This is a genomic window from Collinsella aerofaciens (genome assembly GCF_015548375.1).
GTDB lineage: Bacteria > Actinomycetota > Coriobacteriia > Coriobacteriales > Coriobacteriaceae > Collinsella > Collinsella aerofaciens_AB.
The window spans coordinates 130,236-154,174 of the sequence record NZ_JADMWW010000002.1 but is presented as its reverse complement, the minus strand read 5'-3'; the positions used below and the strand labels follow the sequence as shown (position 1 = coordinate 154,174).

Here is a 23,939-nt window from a genome sequence, read left to right as displayed (position 1 = left end):
GCCCCCTCTCTTTTGTTTGATAATTGCGAAATTACGGCCACCTAGTCCATTTCTGCCCTGATGAGGTCGAGGGTGCGCTTGCAGTTTTCGCGGACGGGGCCGAGCATATGCTCGCGTAGGTCCGCCATGCCGGGCAGGTCGGCGTATTCGTCCATGACCTCTTCCATGCAAATGGGTACCTCGTAGGCGAGGTCCCTCATGGTCGCAAAGCAAAACTTCTCGGATAGCCCGGCATCGGTGAGTGCCGCCTCCAGCGCGGGGTCGCCCATACCGTGGTATCGGCGGATAGCGCCTGGACCGATGCGCCCCACACGATTTTCGCCGCCAACGCTCATGGCAAGGCGCGCCCGGCGGCGCATGCGCTCGTATGCCAGCCCCGATGCGACATCGTACATGGGTGCGAGCGCCGCGTTTGTGCCTTTGCCAAGGATGAGCGAGTAGTTTTTAGCGTGTGCGTCAGGCGCTCCGATAATGGCGTTATAGAACAACATATAGGTAAAAAGCACAAGATTCATGTGGTGGGGGACTGTGTTAATCAGTCGTTCTTGGATGTCTCGTGTAGTTGGTCCTCCGTCGGCGGTGTATTTCTGGATTGGCAATACACCGAGCGCCTGGCAAAAGTCCTCCTGATGCAGCCTTTCGATATTTCCGCTGCTATTGACCATTCTGTCGTACCGTTCAACGACGAGCGCGGCTTCGTCTTCAAATGTGTAATAGGAGACGTTGGCAGTTGGAATGCCAACACGCCGAGCCGTTTTCATGCAGACGAATTCGTTTAAGGCCTGATGTTTGAACCCAACGACACCATTTTTGAAGATATGGGTAGTGGGGGATGACCCTAGACATTCGCACCATTGGCCATCATGCCAAGCTAGTGCAAATTTGCCTTGATTGCCGCCCAGGGACCAGCTTTCGTTGGAGCCCATCCATGCCTCTCTTTCGTCATCGCGAATTGCTTTGAGCTTGTGAGCGATTTGAGAATTGGTAAGCGGGCGGTATGCCGAGACCCTGCCGCGGGCGGCGTCTAATTGATCGGCTCGACAAAACTGAACGGCCCCCGCGCAGTCTAGACCGATATGGCACAAGAGGGCGACGGGGTTGTTGGATGCAACATCATGCTCGGTGGCAATAGCGCGACGCTGCTCTTGACTGTCGGGCAAAAGGCCAAATAGGAACGGGCGGACGATGCTATGGCCATACGTGCGATTGGAAAGCGGCATTGTTAGCGATAACGGTGCTCCGCGATAGGTTGGGGCGTATGCAAAGCTGCAGAGTCCATGCTCGTCTTGGCGGAGAGTGCCGGCGATTTCGCCACAAATGAGGGTCGCGAGCTCCATCTCTGCCATTTATTTCACAACCTTGCAGCCAAAGGAGAGGTTTGAAGTGCCGGAAAGGCCTTGCTCGGCTGCGATTTGGGCCAGCAAGGCACCATAGGAAGATGGCGTTCCTTGTCGAGTGGGTCGTCTGCCTGCGCTTGGCTTTGGCAGGGTATTCGAGTTCGCGATAGGGAGGTTCACTATCGTCGTCGGATGTTCGGAGGGCGATGCGATGGAGTCGTTATCGCTTTGCGCGAAGAGACCAATGCCGAGTGCGTTAAAGACGGTCAGCAACTTGTCGAGTCGAATGCCGGTGGCGTCTCCTAGCTCGAGCGATGCGAGCAGGCGTTCCGAAACACCGGCTTTTTTAGCGAGGGCGGCACGGGTGATCCCCTGCGCCTCGCGCGCCTGACGCACGTAGATGCCGGCTTGGCGCGGCGTGGTGATGAGAAGGGTATTCATGGCAATCTCCTAACGTGCAGACTTTTGCATCCTAGTATGACATGCAAAAGTCTGCATGAAAAGGCTCATGCAAAACTCTGCATGAGGCCTCATACGGACGTTTAGTTTTGAAGGGTGTTTTACAGCACCAAAAAACCCAAGTGTTCCAGCAGGATCTTGAGGCCGATAAGGATGAGCACGACGCCACCCACGATGGTGGCGGGTTTTTCGTAGCGCGCGCCAAAGGTGTGGCCGATCGCTACGCCGGCGACGGAGAAGATAAACGTTGTGACGCCGATAAGCGATACAGCGGGCACGATGTCAACCGAGAGCGCGGCGAACGAGATGCCCACGGCCAGGGCGTCGATTGAGGTGGCGATGGCGAGGATCAGGTACTCGCCCAGTTCAATCTTCTCGGCATCCTTGCCGTCGCCTTCATCCTCGTCCTCGGTAAAGGCCTCCCACAGCATTTTGCCGCCGATGAAGGCGAGCAGGATAAAAGCGATCCAGTGGTCGATGGGGCCGATGATGCTCATGAATTGACTGCCAAGCGCCCATCCGATCACGGGCATGCCTGCCTGGAAGCCGCCAAAGAACAGGCCGAGCACTACGGCGACCTTAAGGTTGATCTTCTTCATGCCAAGGCCCTTGCAGATGGATACGGCAAAGGCGTCCATCGAAAGGCCAACGGCGAGCAACACGAGCTCTGCGAGTCCCATAGTCTGGCTCCCTCTCTGCGGGCGGGCCCGCGTGTACCTCTTGGGGGAGTAACAAAAAAGACTCGTGGCGTACGCGTTGCGCGCACAGCCACGAGTCTCGTTCATTAAGGCAAGCCAGGCCGCATCGGCCAGTGTGTTGACTTGCCGCGCCACCGGAGGCGAACCCGATCACGCGACTACTCCCTCATTTATGCGAATCCCGATGCTACCACATAAGCAGCTCATTTGGATTGGGGCTCTCAGCTGTGTTCGCTCATTCTGTAAGCATCGGATTTTGCGGGCGTCACAGGGGCAAACCGTGAGAAACTTATTGACGTTTATGGAGCGTATACGATGGGAGCGATGCCTTGGATAAGAACGAGCTGCAAAAGCGTATGGAACAGGCCATCCGCCTGACTGCCCCCGGTCAGCCGATCCGCACCGCCCTCGACATGATCATTGCCGGTCACCTGGGCGCCCTTATCTGCGTCGGCGACACCGAAAACGTGCTCGCCGCCGGTAACGACGGCTTCCCGCTCAACATTTCGTTTACCTCGAACCGCCTGTTCGAGCTCTCCAAGATGGACGGTGCCATCGTTATCGATGGCGACCTCACCCAGATCCTGCGTGCCAACTTCCACCTCAATCCCGATCCCTCGCTCGCCACGAGTGAGACGGGCATGCGTCACCGTACTGCCGCTCGCATGTCGGTGCTCACCGACGCCATCGTGATCTCGGTTTCGGCTCGTCGTGCCGTCGTCAACGTGTACGTCCACGGCAAGAGCTACGAGATCCAGCCCGTCACCACCATCATGAGCTCGGTCAACCAGCTCGTCGCCACGCTTCAGACCACCCGTCAGTCGCTCGATCGCTCCCTGCTGCGCCTGACGGCCCTCGAGCTCGACGACTACGTCACGCTCGCCGACATCACCGGCATCTTCTCGAGCTTCGAGATCATGCAGCAGGCAAAGACCGAGCTTAAGGATTGCATTGTCAAGCTGGGTAATCAGGGCAAGCTCGTGCAGATGCAGCTCGAGCAGCTCGCGGGCTCCAGCATGGATACCGAATACGACTTGATGATCCGCGACTACGCAAGCGATTCCTCTGAGGCCAACGCCGAGAAGATCCGCGCCGAGCTGAGCCGCATGACGCCTAAGGACCTGTCCGACCCGCAGCACGTGGCGGCAGTTCTGGGCTATGACGACCTGGACGAGGACTCCGTCATGACGCCGCTGGGCCTGCGCACGCTTTCGCGCGTGTCCGTCGTGCGCGACGGCGTGGCCGAGAAGATCGTCGACGAGTACGGCTCGCTGCAGGAGCTCATGGACGACATCAGCGAGGATCCGGAGCGCCTGGGCGACTTTGGCGTCAACAACCCTGCCATTCTTGCGGACTCGCTGTACCGCATGAAGGGCACCAAACAGGGGAACGCATAATGGCGCCCGTATGCGCCGTAGTCGTTGCCGGTGGCAGCGGCCAGCGCTTTGGTAACCCCGGTGGCAAGCAGCTCGTCAATGTAGCGGGCCGTCCGCTTATGAGCTGGTCCATCCGCGCATTTGACCGTAGTGATAAGGTCGGCCACATCGTCGTGGTTTGCCCTGCCGAGCGCCGTGCCGAGATGCGCCGCCTTGCCATCGACCCGTTTGACTATGACACGCCCATCAGCTTTGCCGATGCCGGCGATACTCGTCAGGATTCCACCCGCGCCGGCGTGCACGCGGTGCCGGCGGGCTTTGAATACGTCGCCATTCACGATGGCGCTCGTCCGCTCATTACGACCGAGGCCATCGACCACGCTATCGACGTGCTCGTGAGCGACCGTGCTCTCGACGGTGTCGTGTGCGGCCAGCCCGCGATTGACACGCTCAAGATCGTTGACGGCGATAATATCGTCGAGACGCCGCCGCGTGAGCTCTATTGGGCCGCGCAGACGCCGCAGATCTTTAGCGTCGATGCTATGAAGCGCGCCCACGCTGCAGCCATTGCCGAGGGCTTTATCGGTACCGATGATTCGTCGCTGGTCGAGCGCATGGGTGGGCGCGTCCGCTGCGTCCGGAGCCCGCGCGATAACCTTAAGGTGACGGTGCCCGAGGACTTGCGTCCCGTAACCGCGATTCTGCTTGGCCGCATGGCCGAGGGAGAGGACCTTCCCCATGTTCAGTAACCTGCGCATTGGCCATGGCTACGACGTTCACCGTCTGGTGGAGGGGCGTCGATGTATCATCGGCGGTGTCGATATTCCCTACGAGCGTGGCCTGCTGGGCCACTCGGATGCCGATGTGCTCGCGCACGCCTTGGCCGACGCCATTCTGGGCGCCTGCCGCGGGGGAGACATCGGCAAGCTATTCCCCGATACCGACCCCGCCTATGAGGGTGCTGATTCGATGGTGCTGCTCGCTCGCGTGATGGGCTATGCGCGCGAGCTGGGCTTCGAGTTTGTCGATGCCGATTGCACCATTGCCTGTCAGCAACCCAAGATCACCCCGCACCGCGATGCCATGCGCGCCAACCTTGCCCATGCCCTGGGCGTTGACGTCGGAAACGTGGGCGTCGCCGCCACTACGACCGAAAAGCTCGGTTGGGAAGGCCAGGGCGAGGGAATCGGCGCCTGGGCCGTCTGCCTGCTACAGAAAACCGTTAAGGAGTAACGAATGCGTATCTATAACAGCGCTACCCATAAAAAGGAAGAGTTCCAGCCCATCGAGTCCGGCAAGGTCCGCATGTACGTGTGCGGCCCCACGGTCTACGACAACATCCACATCGGCAATGCCCGCACGTTCATCAGCTTTGACGTGATTCGTCGCTGGCTCATCGCGAGCGGCTACGAGGTCACGTTCGCCCAGAACCTCACCGATGTCGATGACAAGATCATCAAGCGCGCCAACGAGCAGGGCCGTACGGCTGCCGAGGTCGCGACGGAGTTCTCCGACAAGTTCATCGGCGTCATGCGCGCTGCCAACGTGCTCGATCCCGATGTGCGCCCCCGCGCCACCAAGGAGATCGGCCCCATGATCGCCATGATCAAGACGCTTATCGAGCAGGGCCACGCTTACGCAGCCGATAACGGCGATGTGTACTTTGCCGTGCGCAGCGATCCCAACTATGGTCAGGTTTCGGGCCGCAACATCGACGACCTTATGGTTGGCGCGCGCATCGAGGAGAACGAGGACAAGAACGATCCGCTCGACTTTGCCCTGTGGAAGGCCGCCAAGCCCGGCGAGCCCAGCTGGCCGAGCCCCTGGGGCGAGGGCCGTCCTGGTTGGCACACCGAGTGCGCCGCCATGGTGCATCGCTACCTGGGTACTCCGATCGACATCCACGGCGGCGGCTCCGACCTTGCCTTCCCGCATCACGAGAACGAGTGCGCTCAGGCCACCTGCGCCTGGCACCAGGGCTTCTCCAACACCTGGATGCACACGGGCATGCTGCTGGTAGACGGCGAGAAGATGTCCAAGTCGCTCGGCAACTTCTTTACGCTGGCCGAGGTCCTCGAGCAGCACTCCGCTGCCGCCCTGCGCCTGCTGATGCTGCAGACGAGCTATCGCTCGCCGCTCGACTTTTCTTGGGAGCGCCTGGAGGGTGCCGAGAACTCGCTCACGCGTATCGCCGGTACGGTCGAGAACCTGCGCTGGGCCGCGAACCATGCGACGGCCGATGCCGATGAGGCAGCATCCGAGGCGTTTGCCGCCAAGGCCGCCGAGACCCGTGCCACCTTTAAGGAGTGCATGGACGACGACTTTAACACCGCCGGTGCCATGGGTGCTGTCTTTGGCTTTGTAACCGAGTGCAACCAGTACCTGGAGCAGGCGGGCGATGCTGCCGACAAGGCCGCAGTCCTGGCTGCCGCCGATACGCTGGCCGAGCTGCTCGATACGTTTGGCGTCGAGCTTCCCGAGCCCAAGGTGGAGCTGCCGCTGGGTCTGCTGGGTGTTGCCGCCGGTTTGGTTGCCTATACGGGCGACGACGTGGACGAGGCTGCTGCCAAGATTCTCGAGGCCCGCGCCGAGGCCCGTGCCGCCAAGAACTGGGATCTGGCCGACGCCATCCGCGATCAGCTCAAGGACCTGGGCCTCACCATTGAGGATACGGCCGCGGGCACCCGTATTAAGACCCTCTAGTATTTGTCGACCGTTCGAGGTGCGGCGGATTGCCTTGAAAGAGGAGGGCATCGACCTGGTGGTCATGCCTGACGATTGAAAGGCAAGGTGCCGTGGCTCGGACGGTCGATTCTTGTTCGTTATCTATTTAAGGAGGCCGCTTTATGGCCGACAATCGCAAGCGTGCGCCTCGTGGCGGCAAGCAGGCTGCTTCTGGCTCGCGTCCGATTCGCCGCAATGACCGCGCTGCCGCTCCCAAGGGCCAGCGCGATCGCGCCCAGGCCGCACGTCCGCAGCGCGATCGCAACCGCGACGCTGTCCAGGCTCCCAAGGGCGAGTTTATCGAAGGTCGTCGTGCTGCCGCCGAGGCGCTACGCACTGGTTTTCCCATCAAGTGCGCGCTCATTGTCGAGGGTGGAGAGCGCGATGCCGCCTTGTCGCGCCTGGTCGACGACCTCAACGCCGCGGGCGTCCGCATTAAGTATGTGCCGCGTGCGCAGCTCGACGCACTGTCGAGCCATGGCGCTCATCAGGGCATCGCACTCGAGGTTGGCAACTTCCCCTATGCTGATGTCGCCGATATTCTCGACCGCGCAGGCGACGGTCCGGCGCTTGTCGTCGTGCTCGACCATGTGACCGACGACGGCAACTTTGGCGCCATTGTGCGCTCCGCCGAGGTCGTGGGCGCGGCCGGCGTCGTCATCGCCAACAAGCGTGCCGCCGGCGTGACCGTGGGCAGCTACAAGACCTCGGCCGGCGCTGTCATGCATCTGCCTATCGCGCAGGTTCCCAATATTGCCCGTGCACTCGATGACCTCAAGGCCGCTGGTTTTTGGGTGGGCGGCGCCTCCGAGCACGCCGAGGGCAGCTGCTGGGATGCTCCCTTCGAGGGCCGCGTGGCGCTCGTCATGGGCTCCGAGGGCGACGGCATCTCGCGCCTGGTGCTCGAGAAATGCGACTTTTTGACCAAGCTTCCCCAGCGCGGCATGACCGAGAGTCTCAATGTTGCCCAGGCGACCACGGCGCTGTGCTTTGAGTGGCTGCGCCGCAACGTCGGCGAGCTCATGGGGGAGGAGTAGCGCATGTCCAAAAAGAACCGTGCCAAGTCCAAGGCCAAGCGCTTTGGCGAGGGCTCGGCCAAGCCGATTGTTTCGGCCGCGACCTACGGCGTGGGCGGCAATGCGTTTGCGCAGGCCATCGCCGACCCGGTCTCGACGGTGCACTCCAATAAGCCCGAGCTGCTGGTGGTCGACGGCTACAACGTGATCCACTGCACGCCGCGCTACGAAAAGCTCGTGTACGACCATTCAGACGATCCGTATTCCAGCGACGTTCACGATATGGCACGCACCGCCCTCATCAACGACGTCGCCGCCTTTGCCCAGGGCCGCTACGAGGCCGTGATCGTGTTCGACGGCGCGGGCAATATCTCCAACGAGCGCCCCAACCTGCCGGCCCGCGGCGTGCGCATCGAGTTTTCGCCGACGGGCGTTTCTGCCGATACCGTGGTGCAAAAGCTCTGCATCGAGGCGCGCGAGGAAGGCCGCGCGTGCTCCGTGGTATCGAGCGACGGCACGATCCAGGCCGTCGTCATGGGCAAGGGCGTCACGCGCATCTCGAGCCGTATGCTGGTGGACGAGATCAAACAGATCGACAACGACGTGCACGAGGCCGAGGAGGCCCCGCAGATCAAGATGACCCTGGGCAGCCGTCTAAGCCCCGAGGCCCTGGCCAAGCTCAAAGCTCTGCGCGGGAGGTAGGGGAGTTGGCGGGGCGATGCTGTCTCGCTAACTCCATTCAGCGATGTCGATCATTCTTTCGAGGCGCCATGTTAGCGCCTCTTTTAGATAAGGCAGTCTCGCTGTAAGAGCGTCGTTTTTGGATAGGATTTCGATTGCCTCGTCAACGAAACTCTCGAGTTTGTCGCCGTCAAACCAGCCCATGTCCTCGACGAGCAACATTTGTTTGGCGGGGCTTGAATGAAATTGTGCGCTGGTAAAACTGTGCTCTCCCGCCCTAAGCTCCTCTAGTGATATGTTGCACCAGAGTGATGAGCCCGAATCGAAGATAGGGGCAGGTCTGCAGGCTAGCGTGTTTACGTTTCGCACAAGGCCAAAGTTACGCCAATGACGATCGTAGTTGGCGATGATGTCGTCGCACACGATCATGCGGTCAAGGGCATCCTTGACGCCTGTCACCCCGAGCTCCTCGCAGTTTGCTACATATCGCTCGTAGTCGGTTAGCCGTTCATCTGCGTTCGCGTACTGGTTTACATAGAACGCAGGGACATACTCTTCTTCATCAGTTAAGAAGACATCGCATATGCTCAGGGCGGAAGTGCCCGTGCCCTCGAGCGAGTAAGGCACATAATCGCAGGCGTTTAGGATGCGACGGTGAAGTGCAGTCGCCACCAGCTCGTTATAAGGTTCCTGGTTCAGGTGCGCTCCTGCCTTATGCAGAATTCGACGCTCGCCCTCGCACGTCCAGTACTTTTGAAGATTGCCGTCCGAGGTGTTATCGGGCTTTGCAGCAGCCGCTTTTCCCTCTGGGGCAAAGGGCGCAATGGACAGTGAGACGTCATCAAAGGCGTTATTGAAGAAGTTGATATCCTCCCAGGTGAGACCGGAGTCTTGGGGCCTAATCCAATACTGGTCGGATAAGGAGAGGCCAAGATTTCGCTGTACGAGTTCATCGGGAACATCGACTGCGGCTTCTGCAAGCAGGGAGGCTAGCCCAATGCGTGTGAGCGGGATACCGCGGCCGCGCCACCAAATGCGGAAAGAGTCGAGCGACACGGGACTATTGGGGCCAAGTACTCCAATAGGCGCGTGGGTGTAATCGATGTCGGCGCCGATATGGGTAAAGTCTTTTCGCGATGTGCTGTAGACCAGCTGAGCGACTTCGTACGTGCGGTTCATGAGGGTGAACGCGATCTCGCTCTTACCGTGGCCGCGGCGGGGACGTCCCCCCGTTTTGGTCACGGAGCGGAGTCGCGTGTCGACGCTGTCTTTGTCGATGAGCCACACGCCAGAAGCTTTGCGGGCCTCAAGTGCTCCGTTTTTTATGAGCTCCTGCACCCTGCGCGGGGTGATGTCGAGTAGCTCTGCAGCTTCCTTCGTGGTCAACATCGCGAAACCCTTCGCCAGAACGAATAGTTTTATCTATTCCATTGTAATTAATACTATTCGTTCTGGCGAATAGTTTTAAGATTGAGGGCGAACTGACAGAAATGAACGGGCCTGGTACCTGTTGTTGCTGGATTTTGCATATTTGTATAACGCCGTGCGGCCTGTTGCGCCCCGTCCGCAATTCCTTTATTCTTAACAGGCTTCGCGCGAAAGCGCCAAGTGTGCCAGTGTGGCGCAACGGTAGCGCAACTGATTTGTAATCAGTGGGTTGCAGGTTCGATTCCTGTCACTGGCTCCATGAGAGTTTCGGGCTCTGTTCCCTTGTGGGACAGGGCCCGTTTCTATTTAGGTGGTGCGCCATCGGGTTAGCGCCCATCCCGTTTTTGGTTTGTCTCGTCCTCCAGTTTGTCTAAATCTGTAACACCAAGACCGATATTTGGCATCTAACTGTTACAGATTGAGATGAAACTTAGGGTGTTTTAGGAATATCTTGATCTGTAACATGTAGAAGCGGAATAGGCCTCTTGCTGTTACAGATCGAGACAAGGGCGGGTACGGACCTGGATGTTCTGCTCGAGCGTGGATTTCTGGACACGCGAGAGAAGAAAATCTTCCGACCGGAGAACGAGCGTGGATAATTAACTTGGATAGGGAGCTAAGGTAAACACCGATTGTCTATCGAAGGCTTTAGAAACAACGACCCCGATTTCATTGTGGAATCGGGGTCGTTTGTGCCTGAGGAATCCGAATGGATTAATCGAGCTCCTAAGGGACTCTTGGGTTCTTGCTAATGGTCTGCCGAGGATGTCCCCAATGCAAGCAGCGGGCATCTACTCAATATAGTTGGGATTCTTCTTGATGATCACGCGTGCAGCGATGAACGAGACAACGATGGCGATGACGGCGACAACGCACGCCAGTACGAAGTTGCCCATGGATCCATCGGGAGCGATAAAGATCAGCGCAGAAAGAAGACCGGGGCATGCTCCCGCAACATACTCCTTCAGGACGAAGATGCCTGCAGGGAGTCCCGCGCAGAGGGCGCCGATTGCTGTGCCGACAAGCAGGCGGGGACGCTCGATGAGGCAGCCGTAAAATGCGGGCTCAGTTACGCCACAGAGTGCGGTGACGGCAACCGTGGTGACCATACCTCTCTTCTCCTTGTTGCCTTTCATTGCAGTTGCCAAGGCGAGACTCGTGCCGCCAATGCAGAGGTTTGAGATGAAGCCAAAGATGATGGGCGCCCAGCCGAGCTGCGCCAAGCTCGTAACTTCGATCGCGATGTAGGCCTTATCAAGACCGAGCATGACAAAATAGGGGTTAAGGGCTGCAAGGATTGGAGTAGCGATAAATGCCACGTTATCCATGAGCCACGTGGCGGCATCACTCAGCGCGTAGCCCATCATGCTGCCGGCGGGGCCGAGGATAATCAGCTCAACAGGCACGACGATGAACATGGTGAGCAGCGGCTTCAAGAACAGTTTGGTAATGTCGGGGATGATTTTCTGAAGACCGTGATCAACAAAGTACATGAACACAACGCCCAGTACGATGGGCACCACCGTGCTCGAGTAGTCATTCGTCGGGATGGGGATGCCAAGAAAGTCGAGACCCTCAGCACCGCTAATAGACGAGCTAATCATGATTGCGCCCAGCAGTGCGCCCATGATAGGCTGCATCTTCATGACGGCGGCGAGCTGATAGCCGAGGTAAACGGGCAGGAAGCTAAATGAGGCGCTGAAGATCGCCAGCAGAACCTGGGCGGTTCCGCTATCGGTGCTCAATCCACAATAATTGACCAGGAGATTCTTGATCGAAAGAATGAGTCCGCCAACGATGAGCGCCGGGACGATGGGCATGAATACCTGTGCAGAGACGTTCCCGAATTTCTCAATCAAGCCCATGGCGGTGTTACCGCTTTTAATGCCTTCTGCAAGGTCTTTGGCGGTTTGGGCATCGTCGGCAACCGTGCCACCGCCGACTTCGATTCCCGCGAAGTCGAGGAAGTCGTTGTAGGCCTCGGTGACGTTGGGGCCGATGATCACCTGAAGCTGGCCACCGCTGACTGCTGCCCCGAGCGCCTGGTCAGCCGATTTGGCGAGCTGGAGATCGATGATCGAGGTGTCTCGTGCGTCGATGCGAAGGCGCGTCGCACAATGAGTTACCGATGTAATGTTCTCTTTGCCGCCAACAGCCTTTAGGACTGTTTCGGACATTACCTGATATTTCATCTCTTTCTCCTAACCTTCCTGCTCCTGATACTTCGAGATAAGGTCTCGGTACCAATACCAGCTCTTTTTGGGGGTGCGCTCCAGATTGTTCTCGAAGTCGATATGGACAAGTCCGTATCGTTTTTCGTAGCCGTTGATCCAGCTATACAGATCCATCGTCGACCAGAGGTAGTAGCCCTCAACGCGCGCGCCGTCGCGCTTAGCCCTCATCATGTGCTCGATGAACTGGCCCAGAAGCTCGATGCGGTCATCATCGTGGATCATTCCGTCTGCGTCTGGTTGCTCATAGGCGCCATGTCCGTTTTCCGTAATAAAGATGCGGGGCGCGTCATAGCGCTCGTGGACATCCATGATGGTTGAATACATGCAACTTGGGAGTATTTCGCGGCCCCATTTATTGCGGGGAACATTGCTGTCGCGGGCGCTTTCAAACAAGGGCGCAATGCATTTTCCTTCGACCTTTTTGCTCGAACCGCCCTTATTGTTCGCCGAAACGGCAAGCTCTCCACCGTGCCAGTCGGTTACATACTCTCGGCAATACACGTTGAGTCCAATAAAATCGACTTTACCGTCTCTGAATTCTTCTACGTCATTTGGGGATCGATAGAGCGAGACGCCAAGTTTTTCAAGGATTTCGTCCATTTCTGGCGGCAGTTGACCCTGAAGTGCTGGTGCCAGAATCATGCGATTGGCGAAAAAGTCTGCGTATCGAAATACGTCATCGGCGTGCTCGGTTGCCGGGTCGAGTTCGACAACGCCGCCATCGTGGACGGCGCCGATGATGCCGTCGTAGCCCATTTGACGATATGCTCGGACTGCGAGTGCGCTTGCGCGCATCAGGTTGTACTGAAACTGCATGTACGACTGAACGTCGAGCGATCGATTGGGGGGATAGTTGCCCAACATGTTTACGCAGTAGCTGTAGAAATGCGGCTCGTTAACGGTAGCCCAGATTTTGACGCGGTCTCCAAAGCGCTCAAAGCAAATCTTGGCGTATTTGCAGAACCATTCTGCCATATCGTTGTTCAGCCATCCGCCTTTGCAAGCAAGCGTGAATGGCAGATCGTAATGGAACAGCGTAACGTTGGGCTCTATGCCATTTTCGAGGCAGCAATCAATGACCCGATTATAAAAATCGATACCCTTTTCATTCACTTCACCGATACCCGTGGGGATGATTCGACTCCATGAAAGAGAGAAGCGATAGGTGTTTTGTCCGCCTTCTTTCATCATGCGGATATCTTCTTCATAGCGATGGTAGAAGTCGCAAGATACATCACCGTCAACATGGTTGATGTTCTTATTGCTTGTGTGGTTAAAGAAATCCCACTCGCCAAGGCCTTTGCCGTCTTCGTTCCAGGCACCCTCGCACTGATAAGACGCCGTGGCGGAACCCCAGAGAAACGGGATGTTGTTCACGTTGCCCATGAATCCCCTTTCCATCATTCAACACGGTGGATACGTGTGGCGGAATTACGATTAAGATGACGTCAACTGATTTGAATCATAGGAGAACGACCAAAGCTGTTTGATTCAATAAATGAACTATGATTTCGAGGAGAGCGGAAAGAGGGATCACGTGAATATCAATGACTTCGATGTGCTCAATCGCATTAGCTCCATCATCAACAGCGAGTTTGGGTCAAACGATGCCGCCATCGCTCGATATCTCATCGCTCACATTAGGCGTTCGAGCGAAATCAATGTTGCCACAATAACCCGCGATGCATTCGTGACCCGTTCCGCTGTTCGTCGTTTCTGCAATCGATTGGGCTACCAGTCTCTTAGCGATTTGAAAGAATCATTTACTCAATCAGTCTTTCCAAGCGACTTAAGCCATCGAGAGGAGGAATTTGGCTACGAGGAGTACAGGGCAGAGCTCGACGTTCGCATGATCGAGATGTTCGCTGAGGTTGAAAGCGGCGTGTCCGATATCGCTATTAAGCACCTTGCCGACGAAATTGATGGCCATAAAAACGTTGAAATCTGGTGCACCAATAATGTGAGCGCCAATCTCGTACGATTTCAGCAGGAAATGTTTTATGCGGGCAAGATAGTTCGCATAGTTGCTGGGGCTAACGTCGCGGAATTGAAAAACATGGGAGACGCTTCGCAGTCATTGATAATTCTCGTATCGGTCTCCGGGCTATTTGCGTCCCAGGCGCGTGAGTATCTTGATTGCCGTTCGGGCAGGAAGATTCTAATTACTGCGTTTAGCAACGATGACAAATCGAGGTCTTTTGACCGTGTATATCGTCTTGGTAATGCGGGAAACGGAATTGACCGACTCGGCGTTTATTCGAAATACGCCATGACCTATTTCTTCGACTTGCTATCGTCGTGTTACTTGAGTCGCTACCCCTGCACCAAGGGGGAGCCGCTCTATGGGTCTACTTTGGTCTGGCCCGAGCAGTAGCGGCTCTATAGTTCTCCCGTCTGGAGAATGAGCGTGGATAATCTCCGCTTTGGGCTTAGAGCCGCGCTAAAAGCGGGAGATTATCCACGCTTGAACGTGCCGTGGAAGCACGATCGTGACCTATGTAATAGTGCAAGAGGGTCGGTATCGAAGGTCGATGCTGCAGATGTACTCCACCGTGACAAAGTGTTCCCTCGGGAAATGTCACCAGCGTAGCCAAATCCATCGTCCTTCATATCCAAACTCAATAAAACCGCAGGTCACGGCTATATAGATACGCCCGGCACCGTGTATCTAGAGGTTTTCGTTGACAGCCCCCAAGGTGGCATCGTATTATCTTCTTCGTTCGCGGGGGCGGCGGTCCAAAAGACCAAAGGACCTGCGGATACTTGAACGATTGGGAGTTTGCCCGAGTGGTTAATGGGGACGGGCTGTAAACCCGTTGGCTCTGCCTACATAGGTTCGAATCCTATAGCTCCCACCCGTCAAGTGCCTGTATAGCTCAGTCGGTAGAGCACTTCGTTGGTAACGAAGAGGTCACCAGTTCAAGTCTGGTTGCAGGCTCCATCCGGCGGTGTAGCTCAGTTGGTTAGAGCACACGGTTCATACCCGTGGCGTCACTGGTTCGAATCCAGTCACCGCTACCATAGGTAACACGGTGGCTTCTCAATAGTATGTTGAGAGGCCACTATGGTATAAAGGCAAAGTCCCGTCCGGGGACGACCTGTTAAGAGGAGGGCTTTATGGCCAAAGAGAAGTTTGAGCGCACTAAGCCGCATGTTAACATCGGCACCATTGGTCACGTCGACCACGGCAAGACCACGCTGACCGCTGCCATCACCAAGGTTCTCTCCGAGACCGAGGGCTGCAAGGCTGACTTCACTGCGTTCGAGAACATCGACAAGGCTCCCGAGGAGCGCGAGCGCGGCATTACGATTTCCGTCTCCCACGTTGAGTACGAGACCGCTGCCCGTCACTACGCTCACGTTGACTGCCCGGGCCACGCTGACTACGTCAAGAACATGATCTCCGGCGCTGCTCAGATGGACGGCGCTATCCTGGTCATCGCTGCTACCGACGGCCCCATGGCTCAGACCCGCGAGCACATCCTGCTCGCCCGTCAGGTCGGCGTTCCCTACATCGTCGTCTTCCTGAACAAGTGCGACATGGTCGACGATGACGAGCTCATCGACCTCGTCGAGATGGAGACCCGTGAGCTCCTCTCCGAGTACGATTTCCCCGGCGACGACATCCCCGTCATCCGTGGCTCCGCTCTGGGCGCTCTCGAGGGCGACGCCAAGTGGATGGACGCCATTCGCGAGCTCATGAAGGCCGTCGACGAGTACATCCCGACGCCTGCTCGTAACAACGACCTCCCGTTCCTGATGGCCGTTGAGGACGTTATGACCATCTCCGGCCGTGGTACCGTTGCTACTGGCCGTGTTGAGCGCGGTGAGCTCAAGCTCAACGAGCCCGTCGAGATCGTCGGCATCAAGGATACCCAGAACACCGTCGTTACCGGTATCGAGATGTTCCGTAAGTCCATGGACTTCTGCGAGGCTGGCGACAACGTCGGTCTGCTGCTCCGCGGCATCAAGCGCGAGGACATCGAGCGCGGCCAGGTTCTCTGCAAGCCTGGTTCGGTTACCCCGCACACCAAGTTCACCGGCGAGATCTACGTTCTGACCAAGGAGGAGGGCGGCCGTCACACCCCGTTCTTCGATGGTTATCGTCCTCAGTTCTACTTCCGTACCACCGACGTTACCGGTACGGTCAAGCTCCCCGAGGGCACCGAGATGGCTATGCCTGGTGACCACATCACCATCGAGGGCGACCTCATTCACCCGATCGCCATGGAGGAGGGCCTGCGCTTCGCTATCCGCGAGGGTGGCCACACCGTCGGTTCGGGCATCGTCTCCACGATCATTGAGTAAATTAGCTCTTTGATTTAGTTGACTTAGAGAGAACCCGGCACTTATAGGGTGCCGGGTTCTTTTCTACGCGGGGCCTGTTCCCTGCCGATTGCGCTTCGCTTGCTCTTAAGCCGAGCGTGAGGGATCGATTAGATCTCGCTGGCTTCATTGATGTGTTCCAAATATGAATGGATCCAGCGAGAACCAATTGATTCGAGGTTTTCATTGACAGCACTTACGTAGAGCTGATAAAGTACCAACTCGTGCCCGTACGGGGCGGAAATGAAAGGTTCAGGATAAATGCGTACTCTAGTTACTCTTGCGTGCACTGAGTGCAAGCGCCGCAACTATACGACCACCAAGAACAAGTCGAACATGCCTGATCGTATGGAGATCAAGAAGTATTGCCCCTGGTGCCGTCACCACACGCTGCACAAAGAGACTCGCTAGTCTCTAGTCACATACGCCAGTAGTTCAATTGGTAGAGCATCGGTCTCCAAAACCGAGTGTTGAGGGTTCGAGTCCTTCCTGGCGTGCCAGTCATTATTCCGTAAGCTCCCAATTGGGGGCTTACGGTTTACTCATGTATAAGCGCATTGCGCGGAGGTAACCCAAATGGCCAACAAGAAGAACAAGAAGAAGGCTCAGCAGCCGGCACCTGCCAACAACGCTGCCGCCAACTCCAAGGTTGAGGCCAAGAAGGCCGTTGCCAAGAAGAACGAGAAGGCTGCGAAGTCCAAGAAGAACGAGAAGCCTGGTTTCTTCGCCCGCACCAAGAAGTATTTCGCTTCGGTGAAGTCCGAGATGAAGCGTGTCACGTGGCCCGATAAGAAGGAGCTCGTGAACTACTCGGTCGTCGTTTGCGCTTCTCTGATCGTCGTCGGCGTCGTCATCGCTCTGCTCGATGCTGGCTTTGGCGAGGCTCTTGCTCTGTTCTCTGGATTGAGGGGCTAAACCATGTCTAAGCGTTGGTACGTCGTTCACACTTACTCTGGATACGAGAACCGCGTTAAGTCCGATCTCGAGCATCGCATCGAGACCATGGGCATGCAGGACCGTATCTTTGATATCGAGATTCCTATGGAGCGCGTCACCGAGATCAAAGAGGGTGGCAAGCGCGAGACCAAGGATTCCAAGATCTTCCCGGGTTATGTCCTGGTTCGCATGGAGATGGATGACGATGCGTGGACGTGTGTTCGCAACACGCCCGGTGTCACCGGTTTCCTGGGCGGCAATGGCAAGCCCGCTCCGCTTTCCCGCGACGAGTACAATAAGATGACTCGTCGTCCCGGTAAGGGCGATTCGCCCAAGCGCACCTTGGTTGATATTGAGGTTGGCACGTCCGTCCGCGTCACTGATGGCCCGCTTACCGACTTTGATGGCAAGGTCTCCGAGGTTAACACCGAGGCAGGCAAGCTGAAGGTCACCCTGATGATCTTTGGCCGTGAGACGCCGGTCGAGCTCGACTTTAACCAGGTCGCTGTCATCGCTTAAGTTTTCGTCCGTTCGCGCGAGCGTGCTTCTTCTGTGACTGCTCATCTCAGGAGTGCTTCTAACACGTGCGTGCTTACGATATAGCAAATACTTCACACTCGTGATTCGAAAGGAATGACCATGGCTGAGAAGAAGGTTGCCAACGTCATTAAGCTCCAGATTCCTGCTGGTGCAGCTAACCCCGCTCCTCCCGTCGGCCCCGCCCTGGGCGCAGCTGGCGTGAACATCATGCAGTTCTGCCAGGCCTTTAACGCCGAGACGCAGGACAAGAAGGGCGACATCATCCCCGTTGAGATCACTGTCTTCGAGGATAAGTCCTTCTCCTTCATCACCAAGACCCCGCCGGCGGCTCACCTCATCAAGAAGGAGCTGAACCTCAAGTCTGGTTCCGCTAAGCCCCAGGCCGACAAGGTTGGTCAGCTCTCCCAGGAGCAGCTCACCAAGATCGCCGAGATCAAGATGCCGGACCTCAATGCCAACGACATTGACGCCGCCAAGAAGATCATCGCCGGTACCGCCCGTTCCATGGGCGTCACCATCGCTGAGTAGCGATTTCTTTTGGTAACGACGGGTGCTCCAACCGGGGCGCCCGTTAAATGTGTGCAATAGGGCACACGATACGATGTGGGAGGGCTCGCGCCCGTTTAACCACAGGAGGTAATGCACATGGCTAAGCATGGTAAGAGCTATAACGCCGCTGCCGAGAAGATCGACCGCGCCACGCTCTACACCCCCCTTCAGGCTGCCAAGCTCATCAAGGAGCTCGACACCGCCAAGTTCGACGAGACCGTCGAGGCCCACTTCCGTCTGGGCGTCGATACTCGTAAGGCCGACCAGAACATCCGCGGTTCCATCTCCCTGCCCCACGGCACCGGCAAGACCGTTCGTGTTGCCGTCTTCGCCGAGGGCGAGAAGGCCCGCGAGGCCGAGGCTGCCGGCGCCGACATCATCGGTTCCGACGAGCTCGTCGCCCAGATTCAGAAGGGCGAGATCAACTTCGACGCCGCTATCGCTACGCCGAACATGATGGCCAAGGTTGGCCGCATCGGTAAGATCCTTGGTCCCCGTGGCCTCATGCCGAACCCCAAGCTCGGCACCGTGACCATGGACGTCGCCAAGATGGTCTCCGAGCTCAAGGCCGGCCGCGTTGAGTATCGCGCCGACCGCTACGGCATCTGCCACGTGCCCCTGGGCAAGAAGTCCTTCTCCGAGCAGCAGCTCGTCGAGAACTACGCTGCCCTGTACACCGAGATCCTGCGCGTCAAGCCCTCTTCTGCTAAGGGCAAGTACGTTAAGTCCATCTCCGTGTCTTCCACCATGGGCCCTGGCATCAAGGTTGATCCCGCTATCCAGCGCGACTTCCTGGCTGAGTAACTTTTAGTTACTGCCTGAGCAAAGCAAGCATTGCTAAAGAAACCCGGTTCTGTCTCGTGCAGGACCGGGTTTCTTGCTATCGCGCCTCCAATTCCACTGTAGGGGACAGGCGCCTTTGTGGTGGTTTTGGCACTTTGGCGTCAATGTTATGGCATCGCAGCGAGCCGGTTCCAAGTGCCCCAGGTCGCCCCGAAAGAGGAGCGACGCGTACTTTGGTACGCGAGCGACGGCTTGAGGGGCGAGACGGGGTGCTTGGGGCCGGCGCAGCGTCAAGCCTTAAAGGTGGTTACCAGGGTGTTCTGGCGGTTGAGGACTCGATAGCCTCGTGGCGCTTGAGTTCGCGACGCATGGTTTGCGAATTGAGCCAGGCTGCCTGCCAGCCACGGATGGGGTAGCGCGCTTCGTCCAGCTCAAACTGCGTATAGCCGCAGGCGTTGATGATCGTTGCCCCGCATGCGTGCTGACGCTCACGTTGAAAGTCGCGACCATAGCATTGGTGCACATGCCCGTGCACCATGTAGTCGGGATTCCAGGACTCGAGCGCTGTGTTAAAGCATTTGAATCCTCGATGTGGCAGATCGTCCAGATCGCCCTCGCCGGCGGCGGGCGCATGGGTGAGCAAGATGTCGCAGCCACCGACCATCCTCACTTTACGAGACAGCTTGCGCACGCGCTTGGCCATCTCGCGCTCGGTGTACATGTTGGCGCCATCTCGGTAGCGCATGGAGCCGCCAAGCCCCGCAATGCGGACGCCGCGATACACGTACACGGTGTCTTCGACACAGATACAGCCGCCCGGTGCATGACGTGCGTAGCGGTCATCGTGATTGCCGCGTACGTAGATGAGCGGTTTGTTGATGACCGTGACCAAAAACTCAAGATAGTCCGGGTCCAGATCGCCAGCGGACAAAATCAGGTCGACACCCTCAAAGCGTTCTTTGCGAAAGCACTCCCAAAGGCATCGTTCTTCGGTATCGGCTATGGCAAGGATTTTCATAGGGCGCGGACCTTCGGCTCATCGTCGGGCTGTGGAATGGTACCCACCACGTTGTCTGCCAGCCAGTCCATCTCGACGATTTGCGTGCTCGGCAGCGGGGGGAAGCCCTCAATCTGCACCACGCCGTTTTGGCTGTGAAGCTCGCCGCCAAATGGATTGATGGAGCCCTCGACGATGCCATTGCGGAGCAGCTGCACCAGTTTGCGCGTCTGATAGGGCAGGCCCGGAGCGTAGCGAATGTCGATAACGCCCGAGCTCATGCCATACCAGTAGTTGACGGCGCGGACCCGGCTGTCGTCACTGGTCTCGTCCCAGGTGCCATGCAGCAGACTTCGCACGATAAGCTCGTAGTATCGGCGCCAGTTCCATACCGGCATGGCGATGCCGACGACCTTGCCATCGATCAGGCGGTGGAGTCCGTAGGCCGTGGGGTCCTCCAGCGACTTGGACATGTCGGCGCCGGTCATGACGCTCACGCCTTCGTGGCACATGGCCTCGGCAAGGCCACCGGCGGGCACATCGCCCCAGGTCAGGATAATTTGCGCACGGGGGTCGAGTAGCGAAGCTCCAATCGCAAAGGCGTTGATCTCGCTGAGTGCGCCCGAGGCGAAGACCGACGCGTGGTAACCGATGCGGTGATTGTCCGCCATGCTGGCGGCAAGGGCGCCCAGGAGGAACTTGGCCTCGTACATCTTGCCAAAGTACGAACGGACGCTTTGATGGGGAAGGCCGATAGAGCAGTTGAGGAACCGAACCTGGGGATACTCAACGGCAGCCCTGAGCGTGTATTCCATCAGGCGGTGCGAGGTCGAGAAGATGACGCTGTCTCCATGTTTGACAGCCGTTTCCACGGCGGCGTAGAACACGTCCGGATCGTGGCAGTCCTCAAGCGCCTCGGTGCGCACGATACCGCCAAAGTGCTTATCGAGATACTGACGCCCTTGGTCGTGCAGGCTGTCCCAGCTCGACGTCGCACAGGGGAACTCATGGATAAAGGCGATGCGCAGGGGATTGTCCGCCGAATAGACGGTCTTGCCCATAAAGAAGTTGAGCACGCCGGAGGTGGACTTGGCGGTCGACTCTTCCTCATCGACGCTCGGTGCTTCGACAAGATCGACCTTGTCCTCGTTATTTTTGCCAGCAATGACCAGCTCACGCCAAATCTTACACAGGCGGTTTACGACGATATCCGTCGGCGTATCCAGCAGGCGGTCCTGGTTGTACACATTGAGGTAGACGAGCATGGCGTCGGCGGGCGTAATGTCCAGGTGGTCGCCACCCGCGCGAAGGTAGGCGCGCTTAAAGAGCAGGAAGGTGTGGCGCAGGTAGTCGACCTTTTTCTGCGGCCATTTTTCGATAAGGTCCTGACCGAGCATCTTGGCGAGCGTCTCGTAGCTTCCCTCGCGCGAGAACTCGATCTCGTATAGGGGGCAGACGCGCCAAAACGCGCAGAACTCACCGTACAGGCGGCTTTCGACGGAATCCCACGTGCCGGGGTAGAGACGGGTGACCTTGGCCGAAACCGTCGGGGCGTCCAGGAATTTGAGGACACTGACGCGCTTGTTGCCCTCTTGGACGTAAAACCGATGCATGAACTCGGTGACGATGACGGGATCGCGATAGCCCTCGGTCACCTGGATGTCGTAGAGGTTGGACCACTTGCGGGCGAACTCCGTGCTAAACGGCAGCAAGGGCATAAAGTTGCATGAAAAGGCCGACTGACGGCCCTTGGTAACCGTGCCGACGACCATTTCGAGCGGAATGTCTCTCAGGCCGACATTCTCTTGCTGGCCCAAGGGGAGCTGGGCAACCAAGCTATCGAGGTCCGTAAGGTACGGATGCTCGCTTTGACTAATGGCGCGTCGACGTCCTTGCTCGCCGCGCTTGCGTGCTTGACGATAGGCCTCTTCCATAGTTTTGCTCCCTTAGTCGTTTAAACAACTATATGAACCATGGTATCACGAATGAAAACCACCACAAAGGTGCCTGTCCCCTTTGTGGTGGTTTAGGCGATGATGGGGGCGATGGCGCGAATGCAGGCGTCGGCCGCCGTGAAAGTGGTGCTGTCGTCGCTGACGATAAAGATGACCTTGCCCTTAATGCCAAAGTCGCCGATCTCGCTAAAGAGCACGTAGGGCTCCTTGTCAAAGCTCGAGATGGGAAGCACGGCGGCCTTGGTGGCGCTGGTCAGCTCGTCTGCCAGCGCGTCGAGTGAGGCCCACTTGGATGTGTCCTTTACGACAACGGGCACAGCCACACGCCCAAAGGGCATGAGATGCACGAGCGTGTTCTTGGAGATATTTGAGTTGGGGACGATGATGGTCTGCCCGCAGGCGTCCTCGATGGTCGTATGACGCCAGGTGATGTCCTGGACCACGCCCGACACGCCACCGACTTCGATATTGTCGCCGGGCTTGATGATGCCCATAAAGGTTACCTGCATGCCGCCGATAAGGTTTGAGAGCGTGTCCTGAAAGCCGAGCGAGATGGCGATGCCGCCGACGCCAAGAGCGGCGACGAGGGCGTTTGCGTTAATGCCAAAGCAGTTGTCGAGGATAAAGCTGCCGCCGATCATCCAGATGACGGCGCGCGCAATGTTGATGAAGATACTCGATGCCGGAAGCGGGTTGTCGTCGCGGTTGAGCAGGTGGCGCAGGGTCTTGGATACGACCTTGGTGGCGATGGCGGTGCCTATTACCAAGATGCCGGCCCAGATGATGTTGTGGACCCACCGTTGTTCAAAGAAATGAAGAATCGGCTCAAACAATTCCATGTGGGGAAAACCTCCTAATGATCGTCCAACCATGATACCCACCAAGAAGCCCGTCCGATCAAAAGGCGCTGCCTGCCTCGACAACGTGGATCGTCTTGCCGTCGGCTCCCGTCACCTTCTCGTTAAGGTTGATGTGCTCGTGGCCTGCGATAAGGGCATCGACGCCACGGAGCCGCGTGGCAAAGGTCTTTGCGTCGAGCGTGTGCGCGATACACACAACAACATCGCAGCCCTCCTTGCGCAGCTGCTCTGCCTCGGCATTGATGGCGTTCGCGGCACTCGAGAAGCTGGTGCCCGCGACCAGGTCCGCGCGCAGCGAGGAACCTAGCGACTCATCCATGGCTCCGACGACGCCGACCTTGATTTTGTAGTCGAATGTGGAGTGATCCTCGCTATCCTCCCAGGTGCGATCGAGCGTCTTCGTGATGCTCGAGCTCCATACGCCGTTCGAGGACGTTGCATTCGCGCAGAGCATGGCGAAGGGCGTGCCGGTGGTGCTGTAGCCGGTCATGGTGCGGAGTTTGTCCGCGCCGTAGCTCCAGTCGTGGTTGCCTGGCGTGGTTGCGTCGTAGCCGTCGGCGTAGAAGGTGTCCATGAGCTCGGCGATGCTCTTGCCCTCGCTCATGGTGGCGAAGGACTGTCCGTGGAAGGTGTCGCCCGCATCGAGTAAAAGATCGGGGGCGCTGCTTTGGGCGCTATAGAAAACCGCCAGTCCGTCAAAGCCCACAGTGCCGGTGCCCTTGCTTGCGTTGTAGCTGTACTTGTAGCTGCCGTGGATATCGTTGGTGTGCATGACGGCCACGGAGCCGTCAATAGCGGCGGGCAGGTTTCCCGCGAAAGCGAGGCTTGGGATGCCTGCGAGCGCGCCGGCAAACAACGCGGCGGCCAACGCAAAGCGGGGGAGTCTTTTCATGGCAGTTTCCTTAGTCCTTAGCCAGAATGTCTGGTTGAATATCGGATTATCGACATAATATGCGAAAACCGCCGCAAGGGCCTCTGTCCCTTTGCGGCGGTTTTGGCGTTTGCGCAGATAAAACCTACCAAAATAAACCTGTCCCTTT

The 23,939-nt window shown here is 57.7% G+C and carries 23 protein-coding genes and 5 tRNA genes; 18 read left to right on the top strand and 10 right to left on the bottom strand.

The features are described 5' to 3' along the window. Window positions 1-41: 41 nt before the first annotated feature. From I1969_RS01980 to I1969_RS01970, 3 genes are all read right to left on the bottom strand, one after another. Window positions 42-1,346 (bottom strand): type II toxin-antitoxin system HipA family toxin, encoded by a 1,305-nt coding sequence (locus I1969_RS01980; protein WP_195232410.1) that lies wholly within the window; start codon window positions 1,344-1,346, stop codon window positions 42-44. After that, window positions 1,347-1,778, bottom strand: a complete 432-nt coding sequence (locus tag I1969_RS01975; protein ID WP_195232408.1) for a helix-turn-helix domain-containing protein — start codon at window positions 1,776-1,778, stop codon at window positions 1,347-1,349. 119 nt (window positions 1,779-1,897) lie between these two features. Then, a complete protein-coding gene (locus I1969_RS01970; RefSeq protein WP_195232406.1) occupies window positions 1,898-2,476 on the bottom strand; it encodes a manganese efflux pump MntP in 579 nt (192 codons plus the stop codon). A 374-nt stretch (window positions 2,477-2,850) separates the two neighbouring features. Between I1969_RS01970 and disA the strand changes: the two genes are divergently transcribed. The 6 genes from disA to I1969_RS01940 all read left to right on the top strand — a co-directional run bounded on the left by disA (window position 2,851) and on the right by I1969_RS01940 (window position 8,312). Beyond that, window positions 2,851-3,891 carry a DNA integrity scanning diadenylate cyclase DisA gene (gene disA, locus I1969_RS01965; protein WP_369796797.1) on the top strand — a complete coding sequence of 347 codons (1,041 nt, stop codon included), beginning with the start codon at window positions 2,851-2,853 and terminating at the stop codon, window positions 3,889-3,891. Next, window positions 3,891-4,619 carry a 2-C-methyl-D-erythritol 4-phosphate cytidylyltransferase gene (gene ispD / locus I1969_RS01960; RefSeq protein WP_195232404.1) on the top strand — a complete coding sequence of 243 codons (729 nt, stop codon included), beginning with the start codon at window positions 3,891-3,893 and terminating at the stop codon, window positions 4,617-4,619. The genes disA and ispD overlap by 1 nt, the downstream gene beginning before the upstream one ends. Then, window positions 4,609-5,103 (top strand): 2-C-methyl-D-erythritol 2,4-cyclodiphosphate synthase, encoded by a 495-nt coding sequence (gene ispF / locus I1969_RS01955; RefSeq protein WP_195232402.1) that lies wholly within the window; start codon window positions 4,609-4,611, stop codon window positions 5,101-5,103. Before ispD ends, ispF begins: the two co-directional genes overlap by 11 nt. Window positions 5,104-5,106: 3 nt before the next feature. Beyond that, the gene (gene cysS / locus I1969_RS01950) at window positions 5,107-6,573 is read left to right on the top strand and encodes a cysteine--tRNA ligase (RefSeq protein ID WP_195232400.1); all 1,467 of its coding nucleotides are present in this window, start codon (window positions 5,107-5,109) and stop codon (window positions 6,571-6,573) included. Window positions 6,574-6,716: 143 nt separating this feature from the next. Beyond that, on the top strand, window positions 6,717-7,631 hold the full coding sequence (gene rlmB, locus I1969_RS01945; RefSeq protein ID WP_195232398.1) for a 23S rRNA (guanosine(2251)-2'-O)-methyltransferase RlmB: 915 nt from the start codon (window positions 6,717-6,719) through the stop codon (window positions 7,629-7,631). Between the two features lie 3 nt (window positions 7,632-7,634). After that, window positions 7,635-8,312 (top strand): NYN domain-containing protein, encoded by a 678-nt coding sequence (locus tag I1969_RS01940; RefSeq protein WP_117786129.1) that lies wholly within the window; start codon window positions 7,635-7,637, stop codon window positions 8,310-8,312. Between the two features lie 27 nt (window positions 8,313-8,339). Here I1969_RS01940 and I1969_RS01935 read toward each other — a convergent pair whose 3' ends face one another. Beyond that, window positions 8,340-9,680: a DNA-binding protein gene (locus I1969_RS01935; RefSeq protein ID WP_195232396.1), complete on the bottom strand. Its 1,341-nt coding sequence runs from the start codon at window positions 9,678-9,680 to the stop codon at window positions 8,340-8,342. A gap of 223 nt (window positions 9,681-9,903) precedes the next feature. On the opposite strand from I1969_RS01935, the gene I1969_RS01930 reads away from it, so the two are divergent. Continuing rightward, a tRNA-Thr gene (locus I1969_RS01930) sits at window positions 9,904-9,978 on the top strand. Window positions 9,979-10,510: 532 nt separating this feature from the next. Here I1969_RS01930 and I1969_RS01925 read toward each other — a convergent pair. Both I1969_RS01925 and I1969_RS01920 read right to left on the bottom strand, forming a co-directional pair. Beyond that, window positions 10,511-11,911, bottom strand: coding sequence for a PTS transporter subunit EIIC (locus tag I1969_RS01925; protein WP_195232395.1), 1,401 nt, complete (start codon window positions 11,909-11,911; stop codon window positions 10,511-10,513). A 9-nt stretch (window positions 11,912-11,920) separates the two neighbouring features. Then, window positions 11,921-13,339 carry a glycoside hydrolase family 1 protein gene (locus tag I1969_RS01920; RefSeq protein WP_195232393.1) on the bottom strand — a complete coding sequence of 473 codons (1,419 nt, stop codon included), beginning with the start codon at window positions 13,337-13,339 and terminating at the stop codon, window positions 11,921-11,923. Window positions 13,340-13,490: 151 nt separating this feature from the next. On the opposite strand from I1969_RS01920, the gene I1969_RS01915 reads away from it, so the two are divergent. The 11 genes from I1969_RS01915 to rplA all read left to right on the top strand — a co-directional run bounded on the left by I1969_RS01915 (window position 13,491) and on the right by rplA (window position 19,108). Beyond that, window positions 13,491-14,327 carry a MurR/RpiR family transcriptional regulator gene (locus I1969_RS01915; protein WP_195232391.1) on the top strand — a complete coding sequence of 279 codons (837 nt, stop codon included), beginning with the start codon at window positions 13,491-13,493 and terminating at the stop codon, window positions 14,325-14,327. 399 nt (window positions 14,328-14,726) lie between these two features. Then, a tRNA-Tyr gene (locus I1969_RS01910) sits at window positions 14,727-14,808 on the top strand. Window positions 14,809-14,818: 10 nt separating this feature from the next. Beyond that, window positions 14,819-14,894, top strand: a tRNA-Thr gene (locus I1969_RS01905). A 3-nt stretch (window positions 14,895-14,897) separates the two neighbouring features. Continuing rightward, window positions 14,898-14,974 (top strand) — tRNA-Met (locus I1969_RS01900). Between the two features lie 96 nt (window positions 14,975-15,070). Then, window positions 15,071-16,261 carry an elongation factor Tu gene (tuf, locus tag I1969_RS01895; protein ID WP_035137538.1) on the top strand — a complete coding sequence of 397 codons (1,191 nt, stop codon included), beginning with the start codon at window positions 15,071-15,073 and terminating at the stop codon, window positions 16,259-16,261. 279 nt (window positions 16,262-16,540) lie between these two features. Beyond that, the gene (gene rpmG, locus I1969_RS01890; RefSeq protein ID WP_117655047.1) at window positions 16,541-16,690 is read left to right on the top strand and encodes a 50S ribosomal protein L33; all 150 of its coding nucleotides are present in this window, start codon (window positions 16,541-16,543) and stop codon (window positions 16,688-16,690) included. A gap of 13 nt (window positions 16,691-16,703) precedes the next feature. Next, window positions 16,704-16,779, top strand: a tRNA-Trp gene (locus I1969_RS01885). Window positions 16,780-16,855: 76 nt separating this feature from the next. Further along, complete coding sequence (gene secE / locus I1969_RS01880) at window positions 16,856-17,194, top strand: preprotein translocase subunit SecE (RefSeq protein WP_117583102.1); 339 nt, start codon at window positions 16,856-16,858, stop codon at window positions 17,192-17,194. Between the two features lie 3 nt (window positions 17,195-17,197). Continuing rightward, entirely contained in the window at window positions 17,198-17,734 is a 537-nt protein-coding gene (gene nusG / locus I1969_RS01875; protein ID WP_195232389.1) for a transcription termination/antitermination protein NusG, read from the top strand. A 120-nt stretch (window positions 17,735-17,854) separates the two neighbouring features. Further along, window positions 17,855-18,283 (top strand): 50S ribosomal protein L11, encoded by a 429-nt coding sequence (gene rplK, locus I1969_RS01870; RefSeq protein WP_152067404.1) that lies wholly within the window; start codon window positions 17,855-17,857, stop codon window positions 18,281-18,283. A 117-nt stretch (window positions 18,284-18,400) separates the two neighbouring features. Next, window positions 18,401-19,108: a 50S ribosomal protein L1 gene (rplA, locus tag I1969_RS01865; RefSeq protein WP_195232387.1), complete on the top strand. Its 708-nt coding sequence runs from the start codon at window positions 18,401-18,403 to the stop codon at window positions 19,106-19,108. Window positions 19,109-19,394: 286 nt separating this feature from the next. Here the strand turns inward: rplA and I1969_RS01860 are convergent, their stop codons facing one another. The 4 genes from I1969_RS01860 to I1969_RS01845 form a co-directional block, all read right to left on the bottom strand. Beyond that, a complete protein-coding gene (locus tag I1969_RS01860) occupies window positions 19,395-20,105 on the bottom strand; it encodes a metallophosphoesterase family protein (protein ID WP_195232385.1) in 711 nt (236 codons plus the stop codon). Then, window positions 20,102-22,018, bottom strand: coding sequence for a BMP family ABC transporter substrate-binding protein (locus I1969_RS01855; RefSeq protein ID WP_195232383.1), 1,917 nt, complete (start codon window positions 22,016-22,018; stop codon window positions 20,102-20,104). The genes I1969_RS01860 and I1969_RS01855 overlap by 4 nt, the downstream gene beginning before the upstream one ends. Before the next feature lie 92 nt (window positions 22,019-22,110). Continuing rightward, on the bottom strand, window positions 22,111-22,878 hold the full coding sequence (locus I1969_RS01850; RefSeq protein ID WP_195232375.1) for a mechanosensitive ion channel family protein: 768 nt from the start codon (window positions 22,876-22,878) through the stop codon (window positions 22,111-22,113). 58 nt (window positions 22,879-22,936) lie between these two features. Continuing rightward, window positions 22,937-23,791 carry a metallophosphoesterase gene (locus tag I1969_RS01845; RefSeq protein ID WP_195232373.1) on the bottom strand — a complete coding sequence of 285 codons (855 nt, stop codon included), beginning with the start codon at window positions 23,789-23,791 and terminating at the stop codon, window positions 22,937-22,939. Between the last annotated feature and the right edge of the window lie 148 nt (window positions 23,792-23,939).